This is a genomic window from Pseudomonas ficuserectae, assembly GCF_024584585.1.
Lineage (GTDB): Bacteria > Pseudomonadota > Gammaproteobacteria > Pseudomonadales > Pseudomonadaceae > Aquipseudomonas > Aquipseudomonas amygdali.
Window position 1 is genome coordinate 3,140,915 of record NZ_CP085684.1, and the last position, 16,345, is coordinate 3,157,259.

The window sequence follows — 16,345 nt, forward strand, 5'->3', positions numbered from 1 at the left end:
ATCTCCCCGCAGAATGCGCGCCTCACTGGCGCACTATGCCCGCATTGATGCAAAAAAAAGCCCCCTTCGCAAAATTGGTTCACAGACCTGCGAACCAATCCTCTTCCATGCCTGGAACCGCTCAGCCGAACCTTTGAGCATTGGCGCGCCAGGCTTGATCGCCTGCAATTGTGAGACGTCCTGCAACTGGAAGTTGATCGAACCAATTTTCATTGGCATCGCTCTTGCACCGGTCCCTTTGCCCTGAATGTCTGCGTGTAGGCAGCTCAGGGCATCTTTTTCTGGTCTGGTGTGAGTACCACGATGCAAAGGTTCGATCCTGACGTCCCCATCGATAACTCTTCGAAACTGGCACTGGATGCCTTGCGGCAGATCGTTGCTCAGCATGCGGCATTTCCCCAGCGGGCGCTGCCTACTGAACGGGATCTGGCTGTCGATTTCGGGGTTAGCCGACGGGCAATTCGTCGGGCCCTGTCGGTGCTGGAAGCCGAAGGCCAGATCTGGCGGCGGCAAGGTAAAGGAACCTTTGTCGGACCTACACCACCCAGCGCTGCCATGAGTTTCGCCCGGCTTTCTGGCCGGAACAATTTCAGCGAGGTCATGGAAGCGCGTCTGCACCTGGAACCGGCACTTGCCTCACTGGCAGCGGTGCGGGCCAATGGTGAGCAGATGGCGATTTTGCGCCGCCTTGCCGAGCGCACCACTCGCCAGCAGGTCGCCGAGCAGACTGATGCCGAAGGCATCGAGCTGTGGGACAGCGCCCTGCACCGTGCAATTGCCGAAGCTGCGGGTAATCGGCTGATGCTGGATATCTTCGAAATGCTTGATGCGATCCGTCTGGACCCTACCTGGCGAGATTTGCGCCAGCGGGCGCGTAACGCCGACCGCCTCGACACTTATAGCCACGATCACGACGACATCGTCAGCGCTATTGAAAGCCGCGACCCGATCAAGGCCGCCACGGCCATGCGCGGCCATTTACGGGCGCTGCAACAGGCGCTGGATAACGTCATCAATCAAGACCTGGAGGCCAGCTTATGAGCGCCATCGCCCATCTCACAGAAACTGGCGACAGCACGGTGCTCAGTGTCAGAGACCTGTCCGTACGCTTCGCCGGTGCGCCCGCTAACGTTGTCGACGGTGTGTCGTTTTCCGTCAAGCGCGGCAAGACCCTGGCCATCGTTGGCGAGTCTGGCTGCGGCAAGAGCGTGACCTCAATGGCGCTGATGGGACTTTTGCCTGCGACTGCCCAGGTCGGCGCACACGACTCTCTGCTGATCGATGAAGCCTTGCTGGGCATGTCCGAAGAACGCCTGCTGGATGTGCGTGGTAACCGCATGGCGATGATTTTCCAGGAACCGATGACTTCCCTCAATCCGGTTTTCACCATCGGTGAGCAGATCGCCGAAAGCGTGATGCGTCATCAGGGCCTTTCAGACAAGGCGGCCCGGCAACGGGCGCTGGAAATGCTGGAAAAAGTCCGCGTACCGGACGCTCGCCAGCGGCTGGACGCCTACCCGCATGAACTCTCGGGTGGCATGCGTCAACGGGCCATGATTGCCATGGCGCTGGCCAATGATCCGGCACTGATCATTGCGGATGAGCCGACCACTGCACTGGATGTAACTATTCAGGCGCAGATCCTCTCGCTGATCGCCAACTTGCAGGGCGAGACTGGCACAGCGATGATTCTGATCACCCACGACCTGGGCGTTGTGGCCGAAGTCGCCGATGACGTCATGGTGATGTACGCCGGTCGCGTCGTTGAAAGCGGCCCGGTTAAAACCCTGTTCGACGATCCGCAGCACCCATACACCATCGGCCTGATGGGCTCGATGCCATCGATTGGTCCTCGTGAGGGTCGCCTGGCAACGATTAACGGCCGAGTGCCGACCCCGGCAGAAATGCCAAGCGGCTGCCGTTTCGCCGGCCGCTGCCCGTTTGTGATCCAGCAATGCCGAGACGAACGCCCGCCGCTGCTTGAGTTGTCTCCCGGACACTTCGCCGCGTGCATCCATGCGCCTTTGGAACAGCATGTGGGAGTCAGTGCGTGAACCTTTCCAGACCAGACATCGCCGGGCGCGTCAGCCCCGACAGCAATGCGCAGAAACCCATTCTGGAAGGCATCGGCCTGAGCAAGCACTTTACCGTGCAAAGCGGCCTTTTGCAGCCGAAGAAGCCACCGGTACAGGCCGTCAATGAGGTCAACCTGTCAGTCCGCAAAGGCGAGACGCTGGCATTGGTCGGCGAGTCCGGCTCGGGTAAATCCACCCTTGGCCGCTTGCTGCTCAACCTGCTGCAACCGACTGCGGGCGACGTGATTTACGAGGGCCGCAACCTGGCCAACCTGACGCCGGAAAAACTGCGTCAGGTACGCCGCGATTTGCAGATCATCTTTCAAGACCCGTTTGCGTCGCTGAACCCGCGCATGACCGTGGAGTCCATCGTTGGCGAACCTATCTGGCTGCACAGCTAGGCCAGCCGCAGCGACCGTCAGGCCAGGGTCGCAGAGTTACTGCGCACAGTAGGTCTTGCCCCGGAACACGGTGGCCGGCATCCCCATGAATTCTCAGGGGGTCAGCGCCAACGCATCGGCATTGCCCGCGCACTGGCTTCCGAACCGCGCTTGATCCTCGGTGACGAGCCCGTCTCGGCGCTGGACGTTTCGGTGCAGGCGCAAGTGGTCAACCTGCTCGAAGACCTCAAGCATCAATTCGGCCTGACCCTGGTGATTGTTGCCCATGGCCTGGCCGTGATCCGCCACATGAGCGACCGCGTGGCGGTGATGTACCTGGGTGAAATCGTCGAACTGGCGCCAGTCAACGCGCTGTTTGAAAACCCCTTGCACCCTTACACCCAGGCGTTGATGGCCGCTGTGCCAGTCAGCCATCCGGACCTGCGCCAGCCGCGCCCCTTGCTCGGCGGCGATATGCCCAGCCCCAGCCGCCCGCCTTCGGGCTGCCGTTTTCATACCCGATGCCCGCATGCCCGTGCGCTGTGCAAGGAAGCTGTGCCGGTGATGGAAACAGTCGAGGCCTAACGCCAAGTCGCCTGCCACTTCTGGCGTGAAATCGCCAACGCAGGCAGCGCCACGCTGATCCTTCCGACACCCAGCGCTGCCTACACCCAGCGCCTGAATCTGTTCAAGCATCATCAATCCCTTGCAGTGGAGAGCCAGCCATGAAAATCGCACGCGTCGTGACAGGAACATTGTTATTGCTGGCCGCCAACGCTGCTTTTGCCGAATCGACGTTGCGCATCGGCATTCAGGACGATCCCGATGTGCTTGATCCGCATCGCTCGCGCACCTACTCAGGGCGCCTGGTCTACACCGCGCTGTGCGACAAACTGGTGGACGTCAACCCGGACCTGACCTACTCGCCGCAACTGGCCACCGCCTGGAACTGGAGCGAAGACGGTAAAACCCTGACCATGACGTTGCGCGAAGGCGTGACGTACCACGATGGCGAACCTTTTGATGCCGCCTCGGTGAAGTTCAACCTCGACCGCGCCCGCACCCTCCCCGACTCGCTGCGCAAAAGCGAGCTGGCCTCGGTGGACAGCGTCGAGGTGATAGACGCAAAAACCGTCGCCATCAAGCTCAAACAGGCCGATGCCACGCTGGTTTCACAGCTGTCGGACCGCGCCGGAATGATGCTCGCGCCGAAAGCTGCGCAAGGCGAATTCGCCTCCAACCCGGTCTGCTCCGGCCCTTACAAATTCGTGCAGCGCGTGCAGCAGGATCGAATCGTGCTGCAGCGCTTTGACAACTACTGGAATAAACAGGCGTATCACTTCGACAAAGTGGTGTTCCTGCCGATTCCGGATACCTCGGTACGCTTGGCCAACCTGCGCTCAGGTGACCTGGACATTATCGAACGGGTTGCGCCTACCGATGTGAAGACCGTCAAGGGCGATAGCAAGCTGGCGATCTACAACACGCCAGGCCTGGGCTACATGCAACTGATGTTCAACATCGGCAACGGTGAAAAAGCCAACTCGCCGATGGGTAAGGACAAGCGCGTACGCAAGGCATTTGAGCTGTCTATCGACCGCGATGCCATTAACCAGGTGGTGTTTGAGGGACTGTACGCCCCTAGCGCTCAGCCGTTTCCGAAAGACAGCCCATATTACGACAAGGACCTGCCGATCCCGGCTCGCGATGTCGAGAAAAGCAAGGCGCTGCTGGCGCAGGCCGGTGTGAAACTGCCGTTGGCGGTGGACCTGAAAGTGGCCAACAACCCTATCGCGCAACAGGTCGGGCAGATCATTCAGGCCATGGCTGAAGAAGCGGGCTTCAAGGTCAACCTGATTGCCACTGAATACGCGACGATGCTCAGCGAACAGGCGAGCGGTAATTTCCAGATCGGCATGAGCGCCTGGTCGGGCCGCCCTGATCCGGATGGCGATATCCATCAGTTCGTGACCTGCAAGGGTGGCCAGAACGACGGCAAATACTGCAACGCCAAGCTCGACGAGCTGTTGAACAAGGCGCGCACGGTCAACGACGTTGCACAACGCCAGGCGCTGTACAACGAAGCGCTGCGTTTGTTGGCCGATGAAGTACCGACCGCCTACCTGTATTTCGACCCGCGAATCATTGCCATGCGTAACAACGTGACCGGTTTCGTCCCTAACCCGGACGGTCTGATTCGTCTGGCCAATGTCGCGTTCAAGCCATGACTGACGGGCGCACCTGCGAGGTTCCGGTATGCTGATGTTCATCCTGCGACGCCTGCTCAGCTCGATACCGACGCTGATTCTGGTTTCGCTGTTCGTCTTCACCCTGCAGAAGCTGCTGCCGGGTGATCCGGTGCTGGCCATGGCCGGGGAAGAACGCGATCCGGCGGTCATGGAATACCTGCGCGACAAGTACCGGCTCGATCACCCGATCCCGTTGCAGTACCTCAACTGGGTCGGCAACGTATTGACCGGCGACCTGGGCACATCGCTGCGCACCGAGCAACCGGTGACCACGCTGCTGGCGTCGAAACTGCCGGTGACTATCGAACTGGCCGTGCTGGCCCTGCTGATTGCGCTGTTGATCGGCATTCCGACCGGGATCATTTCGGCGGTGCGCAAAGGCACCGCCGTGGATTACGGCGCCAACGTGGTGGCGCTGTCGGGTATTTCCATTCCGCACTTCTGGCTGGGCATTCTGCTGATCATGATCTTTGCAGTGAAACTGCAGTGGCTGCCCGCCTCCGGCTTCGTGCCTATGGGCGAGGATTTCGGGCAAAACCTGAAGACCTTGATTCTGCCAGCCTTCGTACTGGGTGCCGGGCTGTCGGGGATTCTCATGCGTCACACCCGCAGCGCCATGCTGGAAGTATTGCGCACTGACTACGTCCGCACCGCCCGTGCCAAAGGACTGTTCCCGCGCACGGTGATTCTCAAGCATGCGTTGCGCAACGCATTGATGCCGATCATCACCCTCACGACATTGCTGTTCGGCGAGTTGCTCGGCGGTGCGGTGCTGACCGAGCAGGTATTCAGCATTCCGGGGTTCGGCAAGATGATTGTCGACGCCGTATTCAATCGTGACTACGCCGTGGTGCAAGGCGTGGTGTTGTGTGTCGCGATTGGCTTCCTGATCTTGAACCTGCTGGCCGACGTGCTTTATCGCCTGATCAACCCACGCCTGAGGACTGCCTGATGACCGCTATCGCCAGCCTGTCGCACAGCGCGATCCTGCCCCGCAGCCGCTCGCCTTTCCTGAAGAAGTTCCTCGCCAACAAAGGCGCAGTGATTGGCGCGGCGGTGTTGCTGCTGTTTGTCCTGGCGGCCGTTCTGGCGCCCTGGATTGCGCCTCATGACCCGCTCAAAGCCAACTTCCTCGCGGTACGCAAGGCACCTTCATTGATCTACTGGATGGGCACCGACGAACTGGGGCGCGATCTTTTTTCACGCTTGCTGTATGGCGCACGCAGTTCGCTGCTGGCCGGTGGTGTTTCGGTAGCCATCGCCATGCTTATCGGCGTGCCGCTGGGCCTGCTGGCCGGGTACTTTGGTGGCAAGCTGGACATGATCATCTCGCAGGTCATGGAAGCACTGTTGTCCTGTCCGTTTCTGGTGCTGGCCATCGCTTTGGGCGCCTTTCTCGGCCCAAGCCTGACCAACGCGATGATTGCCATCGGCCTGTCCGCCATGCCGATCTTTGCCCGCCTGACCCGCGGCCAGGTGCTGTCGATCAAGCACGAGGATTATCTGGAGGGTGCGCGCGCCATCGGTCTGCCGGATCGCTGGATCATCCTGCGTTACGTGCTGCCCAACGTGATGTCGCCGCTGGTGGTACAGGCAACGCTGACCATCGCCTCGGCAATTCTGGCCGAAGCCAGCCTGTCGTTCCTTGGCCTGGGCCAACAACCGCCTTCGCCATCGTGGGGCTCGATGCTCAATACAGCGAAGAATTTCATGGAGCAGGCTCCGTGGATGTCGATCGCGCCAGGTGTGGCGATTTACATCACGGTCCTGTGTTTCAACCTGCTGGGTGACGGCCTGCGCGATGCGCTGGACCCCAAGGGCTAAACCTTTCGTCTTCTGCCAAGAGAACCGCTTATGTTCGATGATCTGGATTACAGCCAACCTTACGCTTCGGCGCGCTCGCCGGTAATGGGCAACAACATGGTCGCCTGCTCTCAGCCATTGGCCGCTCAGGCCGGGCTGGACATGCTGCGCCGTGGCGGTAATGCGGTCGACGCCGCTATCGCAGCAGCCATGGTGCTGACCGTGGTCGAGCCCACTGGTTGCGGGATTGGCAGCGACGCCTTCGCCATCGTCTGGGACGGCAGCACGCTGCAAGGTTTGAACGCTTCCGGCCGCGCGCCACAAGCCTGGACACCTGAGTATTTCGAAGGCCATAGTCAGATGCCGCAACGCGGCTGGCCTGCGGTCAGCGTGCCGGGGGCAGTGTCGGCCTGGGTGGCGCTGTCCGAGCGTTACGGCAAGCTGCCCTTCGCTACCCTGGCTGAACCGGCGATTGGCTATGCCCGCCATGGTTATCAGGTAACGCCGATTATCGCCGAGCTGTGGAAACGCGGCTCGCACCTGCTCAAGGATCAACCGGGCTTTGCCGAATGCTTCATGCCGGGTGGTAAAGCCCCCTTGGCCGGAGAAAAAATCCAGCTCAAGGACCACGCTCGCACGCTGGAACTGATCGCCCGGACCAAAGGCGAAGCATTCTATCGCGGCGAACTGGCACAGGCGATTATCGCCCATGCCAACGCCAATGGCAGCGTGATGAGTCTCGACGATCTGGCGACGCACACCGTGGACTGGATCGATACGCTGTCGGTGCCATACGCGGGCGCTGTGGTTCACGAGCTCCCACCAAATGGCCAAGGCATTGCCACCCTCGCCGGCCTGACCATGCTTGAAGCGCTGGGCGTCGGCGAGCACCCGGTGGACAGCCTTGAGACGGTTCACCCGGTGCTGGAGGCGATGAAAATGGCCCTCGCCGATCTCGACGAACATGTGGCTGACAGCGAGCACATGCGCGTCCCCTCAGAGAATTTACTGAGTAAGGCCTACCTGATGGAGCGCGCGGGACTGGTCACTGATCAGGCCGCCAATCCCGGGCATGGCTCGCCAAAACCGGGCGGCACGGTGTACCTGTCAGCTGCGGATGAAAGCGGCATGATGATCTCGTTCATCCAGTCCAACTACATGGGCTTCGGCTCGGGCGTCGTTGTACCCGGCACCGGCATCAGCATGCAGAACCGTGGCGCAGGCTTTTCCCTGGACCCGCAGCACGTCAATTACGTTGCGCCGCGCAAGCGTCCGTTTCACACCATCATCCCTGGCTTTGTCATGAACTCAGACGGTACACCGCTTATGTCATTCGGGTTGATGGGCGGCCCGATGCAGGCGCAGGGCCACTTGCAGATGATGATGCGCATCCTGCGCTACAAGCAAAACCCGCAAGCCGCTGCCGATGCGCCGCGCTGGAGGATCGAAACCGGCTTGAAAGTCGCGGTGGAGCGTGCGTTTGACCCTGATGTGGTCAGCGCACTGCGTGCAAAGGGTCACGACATCGATGTCGAAGAGCCAAGCGGCGTATTTGCCTTTGGCGGTGCGCAGATTATCCAGCGCACGGCGCATGGCTATGTGGGCGGGACCGATCCAAGGAAGGATGGAATTGTCGCGGCTTATTGACCAAAAGTAGCGGCTCGGCCAGCGCAGCAGGGCATTGACTGTTTCAATCGGCTTCGCTGGCCTCGCCTCGCCACTCAAAAGATCGGACCTTTCCAGCGCACAGGCGTCCAAGCTTGAGATTGCCACTCATCTGACGCCCTACAGCGTTTCAACCCAGGAAAAGCCATGACCTTTTTGATCTTCCTTCTAGCCTGCAGCGCCGCCGCAGCAACCGGCATCATCTTCAAGCCAGGAGCATGGTACGAATCCCTTCAGAAACCGAGCTTCACCCCGCCAAACTGGGCATTTCCGGTAGCGTGGACCGTGATCTACCTGCTCCTCGCCTGGGCAGGGTATCGCCTGACGCTGCTCCCTGGCAGCCAGATCGTGCTTGCCCTGTGGGCTGCTCAGATTGCACTGAACACGTTGTGGACACCGGTATTTTTTGGTGCGAACCGCATTGTCGCTGCGATGGTGATTCTTGCTTTGCTGTGGATTGTTGTCGCCACAATGATCGTAATGGCCTTGCGACTGGACATCATTACTGGGCTGATTTTGTTTCCCTATCTGGTGTGGCTCTCGGTGGCAGCGGCGCTGAACTTTTCCATTCTGCGCCACAATAGATAACCGTCCCGGCTTTGCCGTCTATTGGCTCTGCGGCGAAACCGCTACAGCGCGTAAAGGCGGCAATGCTCAAGGTAGCCCTGCTCGTGACTACCGACCAGTTGAACGACGCTCGACCATAGCCAGGAGGGAGCGTCCAGGGTATCGGATCGATTGGTTTGCAGGTCCCTGATCCACGCCGCACATGTGGCCAGATCCATCTGTCTGGCGTGGGCTTTACCCACAACTTTGGCGAGATACGCTGCGGCCTGCATGGCCTCCTGCTCAGTGAGCTCATCAAGTTCCAGCTTCATGTCCTGAGGAAGTAGCTCACGAATGAAGAACGAATGATCCAGCATTCGCACGGCAACCATTCGGCTACCCAGACCGGGCGACAGGTTCCGGGCACCCTCCACTACCCGTTTGCCATTGTCTCTGGGCATGCGCGCCCTCGCAGTACGTGGGGCCGCCGCGGCGACGGCTTCCTTGACGTCGAGCAGGCAGAACTCTTCATCTTCTTCATCGCCAACACCCATCAGCACCGCGTAGCGAAGCAGCCCCAGAGAGCTGCAGCCTTTTACCCAGTAGGCGGAGTCGAGTAAACGCACTCGGTCATCCTGGGACCTGCCTTTTAGCGATGTCACCAACGCATGAATCTCCGGCGTCTCACAAAGCGCCTTGATTGCATCGCGTTCCGCTCGTGACAGTTGCCAGAAATGTTTGCCCAACGGAATGGTCGGTTGCGTACCTTCGAAACGCTCCTTTGCCAGATGCTTCCATGTGCGTTGTACCGCGCTACGCATCCCCGCTTTCACTTGCGCAGGACGATCCGGCTCTTCATCGTCGTTGCCAATAAAAGCCTCTTCGTAGCCCTGCATCATCTCTTCCAGCATTCTTGCCGTGGTCACTCCGGGTAGATCCGAGCCACGAGCAGCCGTCGCCAACGACAGCCCCAGTCTCACCAGGTCATGGGCCGGATTACCGATGACGGCTTGATCGAGGTCGCGGATATGCATGTCGATGCGGCCGTTCGAATCCCCAGTGGGCCCCAGATTGCCGGCATGGCAGTCTCCGCAGATCCAGACCGGCGGACCGCTGGGCAGACGCCTGCCCGACTGACTGTGAAGCCACTCATAGAACTGCGCGGTATTGCCGCGAACGAACGCGTGCGCAGACCGCGCCATTTTCAGGTTGCGCAGGTTGATGAGGGATTTGAGGCGTGTGTCGGGACGAGGCGTTTTCATCGGAAAACCTTGAAGAGGGTTATTCCATTGACTCGTCATGTGACAGGAATGTTTCAAGATATTTCAAATCTGATCAGTAGCACTGCATTCAGTGCTCAAGTCCTACTCAGACTCCCGCGCTACATTCCAGAACGCATTCAATCCGAATGTTTTGCCATACACCTAAAGACAGCGTTGCCTGTTGATCAGCCAGTTGTCGTGAAAATCTCCTGTTTTTTATGCGGTCCGATGTTGGCGGAGTACTCGGTGGCGACAAGACCTCGGCTGAACGCGACATCTTTGAGCAACTGCCGGTTGGACAGGCTATTGCTGTCGTCTGCCAGGTAGGCTGGCAATGCTACCCATCTAGCGTCTTCGATTTCGGCAGTGTCCAGGATGTTGATACGCTGCGTCAGGGCCGTCATTCGGCAGATGAAGTGAATATTCGATTTGCCAAATTGGTAGGGATGTCTGGTGGTAAACGCCACGATGGATTCGCACTTCGATTCGATCCCGGTTTCCTCCAGCACCTCACGCTCGATCGAATCCTGAATTCGTTCGGCGTTGTCTACATGCCCTCCCGGCAGCTTGAACCCTTGGGTGCCTCGCTCCTTCACGACAAGGAGTTCCCCTGCGTCGTTAATCACGATGGCACCCGCCCCTACAGTATGGGTAGGTATGAACGGGACGAATGCCTGCTCAAATGGGCAGCGCACCAGGGTCAGTTGATCGGTCAGACAGCTATGGAAGGAGAACCCGGCAGCCGTGAAGATCGGAATGCTCTGGGCACTGCTTATAGGCAGCGTGACCCATGCCAGCGCCAGGCGCTCGTTTTCAATGAGGGTAACCAGCGCGTCGACAGCGTCACGCAACGCTTGCGGGTCATTTGGCAGTGAAGCTGGTTCGACAATGATCCCGTTGAATTTGTCCCGTGTGAATTCCAATGTACACCTTTGGATTGCTTTGTCTGCCGGGATTGTAGTGAGGCGGGAGCAGCTTTGCGAATGCTCGTGAAAACGGGCACCGCTACGCAGGGTTTGCCAAGCAGAACCCAGGTAGGAAAACGTGTCGGCGTGCCAGGTATTATCAGGCGTTAGCCCGAGTCACCGAGCCTGCGACGATAGCGGATTACACTGTTTTATCGAGGACTGTTTTATCGAGGTCTGCGAAACCATCTTTTTAGTATCTCTTGGCCATCATCGATATAAGTAAAATAACGGGCACTACCAACAGGCTTAGTACGGTCGATGCCGATAGCCCGCCAATGACGACCACCGCCAATCGACGGTCAGCGCCGCCTTGCGATCACCCGCCCGACACGACACCTTTTTCCGCCTTTGGGCTTGGGTATGCGCCTGCATAGGCCCTTCACCTTCACGTCATCTGCAAAACCGTTGCCGCCAGCGTCGATTACATTTGCAGGCGCGTCAATTATTTGCGCGCATAAAAAAAACCGCCGAAGCGGGTTGTTTTTTCCATCAATACCATTCCGACATCCTGTCGGTAGCCATCCCGGCAATGGTGATCATCCGTGACCTGTGAAGCGCTTCCTGCGCTTGCAGTTGATGGGTTTAGATTGCTCCTTCGCCGTGGCGCCGTACAGAGTGGATCCACTCCAGATCGTGTAAGCCTTTTGCCATTTTCCGGATGATCCTGTGCCCTGCCCTCAGTTGCGCTCAAACTCGATCAATACCTTTCCTATATGCTTTGCCGCAGCAAAATAAGCATAGGCCTGGGGTGCATCAGCGAATTTGAACGTCCTGGCAACAACGGTTTCAATCCCATTTGCCTCGATTGCGCGTATGAGGTCGACAAACATCGCGCGGCTACCATTGGCAATGCCCCTGATGGTTACATTTTTCAGGATGAGGGACAGGTAATCGGGAATCGGAGAGTGCTTCCCCGGGGTCACACCAATGACCGCGATACGTCCGTTGACGGCAGCGGCAGCGATTGATTGCCCCAGGGTGTCCTGGCCTCCGGTTTCTAGGATGACGTCCGCACCGGTGTTATTGGTGAGCGCCATGACTTGCGCAGCCCAGTCAGGGTGTGTTCGGTAATTGATGGTAATGACCGCGCCCAGCTGGCGGGCGATGTCCAGTTTTTCGTCACTTGACGAGGTAATTGCCACGCGCGCGCCGTGGAGCCTCGCAAGCTTCAAAGCGGCCAGCGCCACCCCGCCGGTTCCGAGACAAAGGACCAGCTCGCCCGGTTTGACTTTGCACACCTTCATCAGCGCGTTCCAGGCTGTCAGGCCCGCAGATGCGAGCGCGGCAACGTCCTTGTCCGCCAGAGATTCCGGCACGCAAATCAACGCTGCGGCGGGTAATACGACTTTTTCCGCCAGCCAGCCGTCGTGTGTTACGCCGACGTCATGGGCAAACACGTCGATTCTGAATGAGCCTTCCAGCCAGTCCGGGAAGTGACCGCAGATAACCCGGTCACCCACTTTGACCTGACTGACGCCCTCGCCTACAGCGATGACCTCGCCCACACCTTCGGAAACCGGAATGCGCTCCGGCTCCTGTCTGGCACCGTAAACGCCATGAAGGATCTGGACATCACGACTGATGAGACTCACCAGACGAGGCGCCACAATGGCTTGCCCCGGTCCGTCTGGCTCGATCAACTGTCATCGCCCCTGGACGAACGATGTCCGCAAGCCCTTAGCCCTGAAACGCTCTGTGTTGTCCGCAGCGCAGACGGCTGCTATTTCAAACGCCAAATCCCCTCCACCCGATGCGCCAGACCGCGCTCGCCGAGCGACTCGATGTACTTCTTCATGCCTTTCTCACCGCGCTTTTGCAGCAACCGGGTGGTGCGCGGCAACAGGTTGGGGAACAGCATAGCCAGACTGGATGCCAAGGATTCGCTCGGTTTCGGTGTCCGTTCCAGGCACGGTTTGTCGAGCATGAGTAACACCTGACGTGCGACGTCGTCCGGCGATTGTGGCGGTGCAATGAACTGTAAAGCGTTGCCGCCTTCGATCGCTTCCTTGCGCAGCATTTGGGTGTCTGTCGCGGTTGGCAGGATGGAGCCGACCTTGATGCCCTTCTCGGCCAGATCCAGACCGATCGAGAGCATTGCGCCGCGCAGGCCGAACTTGCTCGCGCAGTAGATCGGTGATTCGGGCGTGGGAAATACGCCCCCCAATGAAACAGTGGATATGATCCGGGCGTCGTTCGAGCGCTTGAGCAATGGAATGGCCAGACGAGTCAGGATCAGCGGTGCGACGAGATTGATGTTGAGCTCTCGACTGATGCTTTCCACCGAGCGTGTATCAAACGCTTCGACTACTGCAATGGCTGCATTGTTGATCAACACGTCAAGTCGGCCAAACTCTGACTCTATGTAGGTCATCAAGCCTGCCAGGCTTTCCTGGTCGGTCAGATCAACTACATAGGGAAAAGCATCTTCGCCAAGGCTTTCCGCCAGCACACGCAGCTGCTTTTCGTCGATGTCTGCCAGTATCAGTTGCATGCCCCTGCGGATCAGTTGAGCGCAGATCGCCTGGCCAATGCCGCCTGCCGCGCCGGTAATCAGGACCACCGTTTTCATAAGCACTTCTCCTGAATGGCGACCTTCTGTTGAATTGGCGCAGGAATATAGCCAGCGCCTTTACGCAGGCTTTTGTAATACCCCTCTTCGACCGCTGGCCAGCCCAGGGTATGAAACAGCTTGCGCAGGTACTTCTTGAGCGCATGCGCCTCCAGGTAGACCTCGTGGCGTTGGGATTTGACGAACTTGATTCCCCCGGAAAGATCCGGGTCGTCCGTAGCAATCAACTGATCGAAATGACTGGCCTGGGTTTTCTGATGCAATTGGTCACGCAAGTAACAAGCGACAGCATGCGCCTCGCTATCAAACAGCTTATAGGCGCTCGAGTTCGTCTCGACGTACCCGATGCCGAACAGGTTGTGATGCTCACGACTGAAAATAGACAGGTACAACCGGGGCCGACCGCCCTGCCACTCGAAATACTTCGCGGCATAGGGGCAGCTCCATTTATACCCGGTGGCATACAGCACCAGATCGAGTGGCTCACGCGTGCCGTCTTTGAACACCACGTGCTGACCCTCGTAGTGGGACACGTCCGGCTTTACCTGAATATCGCCGTGCTGTAGGTAGTGCAGCAACTGGGTATTGAGCAACGGGTGGCTCTCAAAGAGCTTGTGGTCCGGCCTGGGCAAGCCAAAGCGCCGGGTATCACCATTTATGACCCGTAAAATGGTCTGGAAAACCGGGCGCGCCAGCCACATCGGCAGTTGCGGTCCCTTTTCACCGAACTCATCAACCGGCATCCCGAACAGGTGCTTGGGAATGAGGTGGTAGCCGCGACGCATGCTGATAAAGGCTTTATCGGCATGTTTGGCCGCATCGCAGGCAATATCGGCACCGGAGTTACCCGCACCGATAACCATCACCCGCTTGCCCTTGAATTCGTCGGCGTTCTTGTACGTTACCGAGTGCCGAACGGTGCCCTCAAACTGACCTTTCACTTCAGGCATGTTAGGGTCCCAGTTACAGCCGGTGGCACACACTACCGCGCGATAGCGGCGTCGTTCACCGCTGGCCAGCGTGACTAGCCAGCGTCCATCCTGTTCTTTTTCAACGTCTTTGACTGCGGTGTTGAAACGGATCCTGTCGTACAGATCGAACGCCATCGCAAAAGAGCGAACGTACTCGAAAATCTGTCGATTGCTCGGGTAATCGGGAAAGTGCGCGGGCATGGGATAGTCGATAAACCCTGACTGATCGCGAGAGGAGATGAAGTGCGCCGATTGGTACATCGGGGTTCCGGGGTTATTGATATCCCATACGCCTCCCACTTCGCCGTGTCGCTCGAACTGCTCGTAATCGAGGCCCTGACGCTTGAGCGCCCTCGCCATACACAGCCCGCCCGGGCCGCTTCCGATAATGCACACCGCGTCGGCGCAATCGTGGATCTTGTTGTTCTCGTGGCTCACTTTGTATTCCTCGGGTTCAACAGCGCTAACCCTAAGTTAGCCAAGGAGGCGCGGAGCATGCAGGGGGCCAATGGACGTAAAAGGGGGTGGTAACGGACTTGTTCGGCTGGCGGGTCGGATCAATGATTAATTTAACGATTCGAGGGGTGTTTCGGCTGTTTTTTCAGGCATGCTGTGATTCGATAAAACAATAAAACCTGTCTGTAAAAGGTCCGGATCAACATGAAGCTCATTGCTGACCCACTGTTCTCTGAAGCCTCGGCTCCGCCGCAGGTATCGCGCATGCTCCTGCAGTACGCGACCGAACGTGGCGTCGATGCCGAGTGGCTTTGCCGTGGCCTGGGTTTTGCCCCTGATGACCTGAAAAAGCCCGGCTATCTTCTGTCGCATCGGCAAAGCAACCTGCTGGTACGCCGAACAATCACGGTGCTGGGTGATGACGGCCTGGTTCTGTCGGTCGGCGAGCGCCAGACAGCAGTGTCATGGGGCATTGTCGGGCTGGGTATGCAGGCCAGTCCCACGCTGGGTGAGGCGCTGGACCTGGCCATCCGTTACCAGAAGCATGCCGGTGCCCTGCTCCGCCATCGAATGGAGCTTCATGAAGGTCGCTGCCTGACCTACATGGTGCCGCAGTTCTTTGACCCTGGCGTGATCAGTTTTTATCTGGAAGAGGCATTCGCCAGCGCGATGGCCATTGCGCGGCATCTGACTGGGCATCATGACATGCTCCCCAGCCGCATCGAGCTTGAATATCCAGAGCCTGCGCACCGGCAACGATACAGCGAAATATTCCGCTGCCCGGTGGTGTTTGCCGGTGCTCACAATCTGATCGAATTCGATGCCCGGTGGCTGGACATTCCATTGTTGACGCGCGATGACTTCGTGGCTGCAGAAGTGGCAGAGTTGCTGGACAGTGCAAACTGGGAAGAAAAAGGCACGTCAGATCTTGTCGAAACCGTTCAACGGGAAATACGCAAGCGTCTCTGCGCTCCGCCGTCACTCAATGACCTTGCGCAACAGCTCAATATCGGCGAACGCACCTTAAGGCGTCGTCTTGACGAGGCGGGACAGTCCTATCAGGGCGTCATCGACTCGCTACGCAGGGCCAGGGCATTGTCACTCCTGAGCCACCGTGAAACGAAATTGATCGACGTGGCGACTGAAACCGGCTTCAGCGATATTCGTGATTTCCGTCGAGCGTTCAAACGCTGGACCGGGGTAACGCCCCGCGAGGCCAGATACGAAATTCAACAATTTCGAAAAGACATCCAGGGCCTGTCAACCTCCTGAGTTTTTGCGTACTCGCAAGAACATACGTGATCATCAAACGTCCGCTGCCGCCCCCTTTTGTGTCCGCTCAACCCCTGATCGTTCTGTGACCGGTTGTTTATCGTAGCTCTCTGCTCTCCATAAATAATC

At 58.6% G+C, this 16,345-nt stretch carries 14 protein-coding genes and 1 pseudogene; 9 read left to right on the forward strand and 6 right to left on the reverse strand.

Features of this window, described 5'->3' with window-relative positions; genetic code table 11:
- Window positions 1-33 precede the first annotated feature (33 nt).
- Window positions 34-213, reverse strand: a complete 180-nt coding sequence (locus tag LJU29_RS13825) for a hypothetical protein (protein WP_057422849.1) — start codon at window positions 211-213, stop codon at window positions 34-36.
- A 90-nt stretch (window positions 214-303) separates the two neighbouring features.
- Between LJU29_RS13825 and LJU29_RS13830 the strand changes: the two genes are divergently transcribed.
- The 8 genes and pseudogenes from LJU29_RS13830 (at window position 304) to tspO (ending at window position 8,760) form a co-directional block, all read left to right on the forward strand.
- On the forward strand, window positions 304-1,041 hold the full coding sequence (locus LJU29_RS13830) for a FadR/GntR family transcriptional regulator (protein WP_257110759.1): 738 nt from the start codon (window positions 304-306) through the stop codon (window positions 1,039-1,041).
- Window positions 1,038-2,054, forward strand: a complete 1,017-nt coding sequence (locus LJU29_RS13835) for an ABC transporter ATP-binding protein (protein ID WP_257110760.1) — start codon at window positions 1,038-1,040, stop codon at window positions 2,052-2,054. The genes LJU29_RS13830 and LJU29_RS13835 overlap by 4 nt, the downstream gene beginning before the upstream one ends.
- Window positions 2,051-3,184, forward strand: a pseudogene (locus LJU29_RS13840) (ABC transporter ATP-binding protein). Before LJU29_RS13835 ends, LJU29_RS13840 begins: the two are co-directional and overlap by 4 nt.
- Complete coding sequence (locus LJU29_RS13845; RefSeq protein WP_257110761.1) at window positions 3,181-4,683, forward strand: ABC transporter substrate-binding protein; 1,503 nt, start codon at window positions 3,181-3,183, stop codon at window positions 4,681-4,683. The pseudogene LJU29_RS13840 and the gene LJU29_RS13845 overlap by 4 nt, the downstream one beginning before the upstream one ends.
- Window positions 4,684-4,711: 28 nt before the next feature.
- Window positions 4,712-5,656 (forward strand): ABC transporter permease, encoded by a 945-nt coding sequence (locus LJU29_RS13850; RefSeq protein WP_257110762.1) that lies wholly within the window; start codon window positions 4,712-4,714, stop codon window positions 5,654-5,656.
- On the forward strand, window positions 5,656-6,528 hold the full coding sequence (locus LJU29_RS13855; protein WP_057424147.1) for an ABC transporter permease: 873 nt from the start codon (window positions 5,656-5,658) through the stop codon (window positions 6,526-6,528). Before LJU29_RS13850 ends, LJU29_RS13855 begins: the two co-directional genes overlap by 1 nt.
- A gap of 30 nt (window positions 6,529-6,558) precedes the next feature.
- On the forward strand, window positions 6,559-8,154 hold the full coding sequence (locus LJU29_RS13860) for a gamma-glutamyltransferase family protein (protein ID WP_257110763.1): 1,596 nt from the start codon (window positions 6,559-6,561) through the stop codon (window positions 8,152-8,154).
- Window positions 8,155-8,319: 165 nt separating this feature from the next.
- Entirely contained in the window at window positions 8,320-8,760 is a 441-nt protein-coding gene (gene tspO / locus LJU29_RS13865; protein WP_057424146.1) for a tryptophan-rich sensory protein TspO, read from the forward strand.
- Between the two features lie 41 nt (window positions 8,761-8,801).
- Here the strand turns inward: tspO and LJU29_RS13870 are convergent, their stop codons facing one another.
- From LJU29_RS13870 to LJU29_RS13890, 5 genes are all read right to left on the reverse strand, one after another.
- Window positions 8,802-9,980: a DUF2252 domain-containing protein gene (locus LJU29_RS13870; protein ID WP_057424145.1), complete on the reverse strand. Its 1,179-nt coding sequence runs from the start codon at window positions 9,978-9,980 to the stop codon at window positions 8,802-8,804.
- Between the two features lie 185 nt (window positions 9,981-10,165).
- Window positions 10,166-10,903, reverse strand: coding sequence for an NUDIX hydrolase (locus tag LJU29_RS13875; protein WP_004665412.1), 738 nt, complete (start codon window positions 10,901-10,903; stop codon window positions 10,166-10,168).
- A gap of 722 nt (window positions 10,904-11,625) precedes the next feature.
- The gene (locus tag LJU29_RS13880; RefSeq protein WP_257110764.1) at window positions 11,626-12,588 is read right to left on the reverse strand and encodes a zinc-dependent alcohol dehydrogenase family protein; all 963 of its coding nucleotides are present in this window, start codon (window positions 12,586-12,588) and stop codon (window positions 11,626-11,628) included.
- 80 nt (window positions 12,589-12,668) lie between these two features.
- Entirely contained in the window at window positions 12,669-13,517 is an 849-nt protein-coding gene (locus tag LJU29_RS13885; RefSeq protein WP_057424143.1) for an SDR family oxidoreductase, read from the reverse strand.
- Window positions 13,514-14,884, reverse strand: a complete 1,371-nt coding sequence (locus tag LJU29_RS13890; RefSeq protein WP_257112729.1) for a flavin-containing monooxygenase — start codon at window positions 14,882-14,884, stop codon at window positions 13,514-13,516. Before LJU29_RS13890 ends, LJU29_RS13885 begins: the two co-directional genes overlap by 4 nt.
- Before the next feature lie 264 nt (window positions 14,885-15,148).
- On the opposite strand from LJU29_RS13890, the gene LJU29_RS13895 reads away from it, so the two are divergent.
- Window positions 15,149-16,216: an AraC family transcriptional regulator gene (locus LJU29_RS13895; RefSeq protein ID WP_122322772.1), complete on the forward strand. Its 1,068-nt coding sequence runs from the start codon at window positions 15,149-15,151 to the stop codon at window positions 16,214-16,216.
- Window positions 16,217-16,345: the final 129 nt, after the last annotated feature.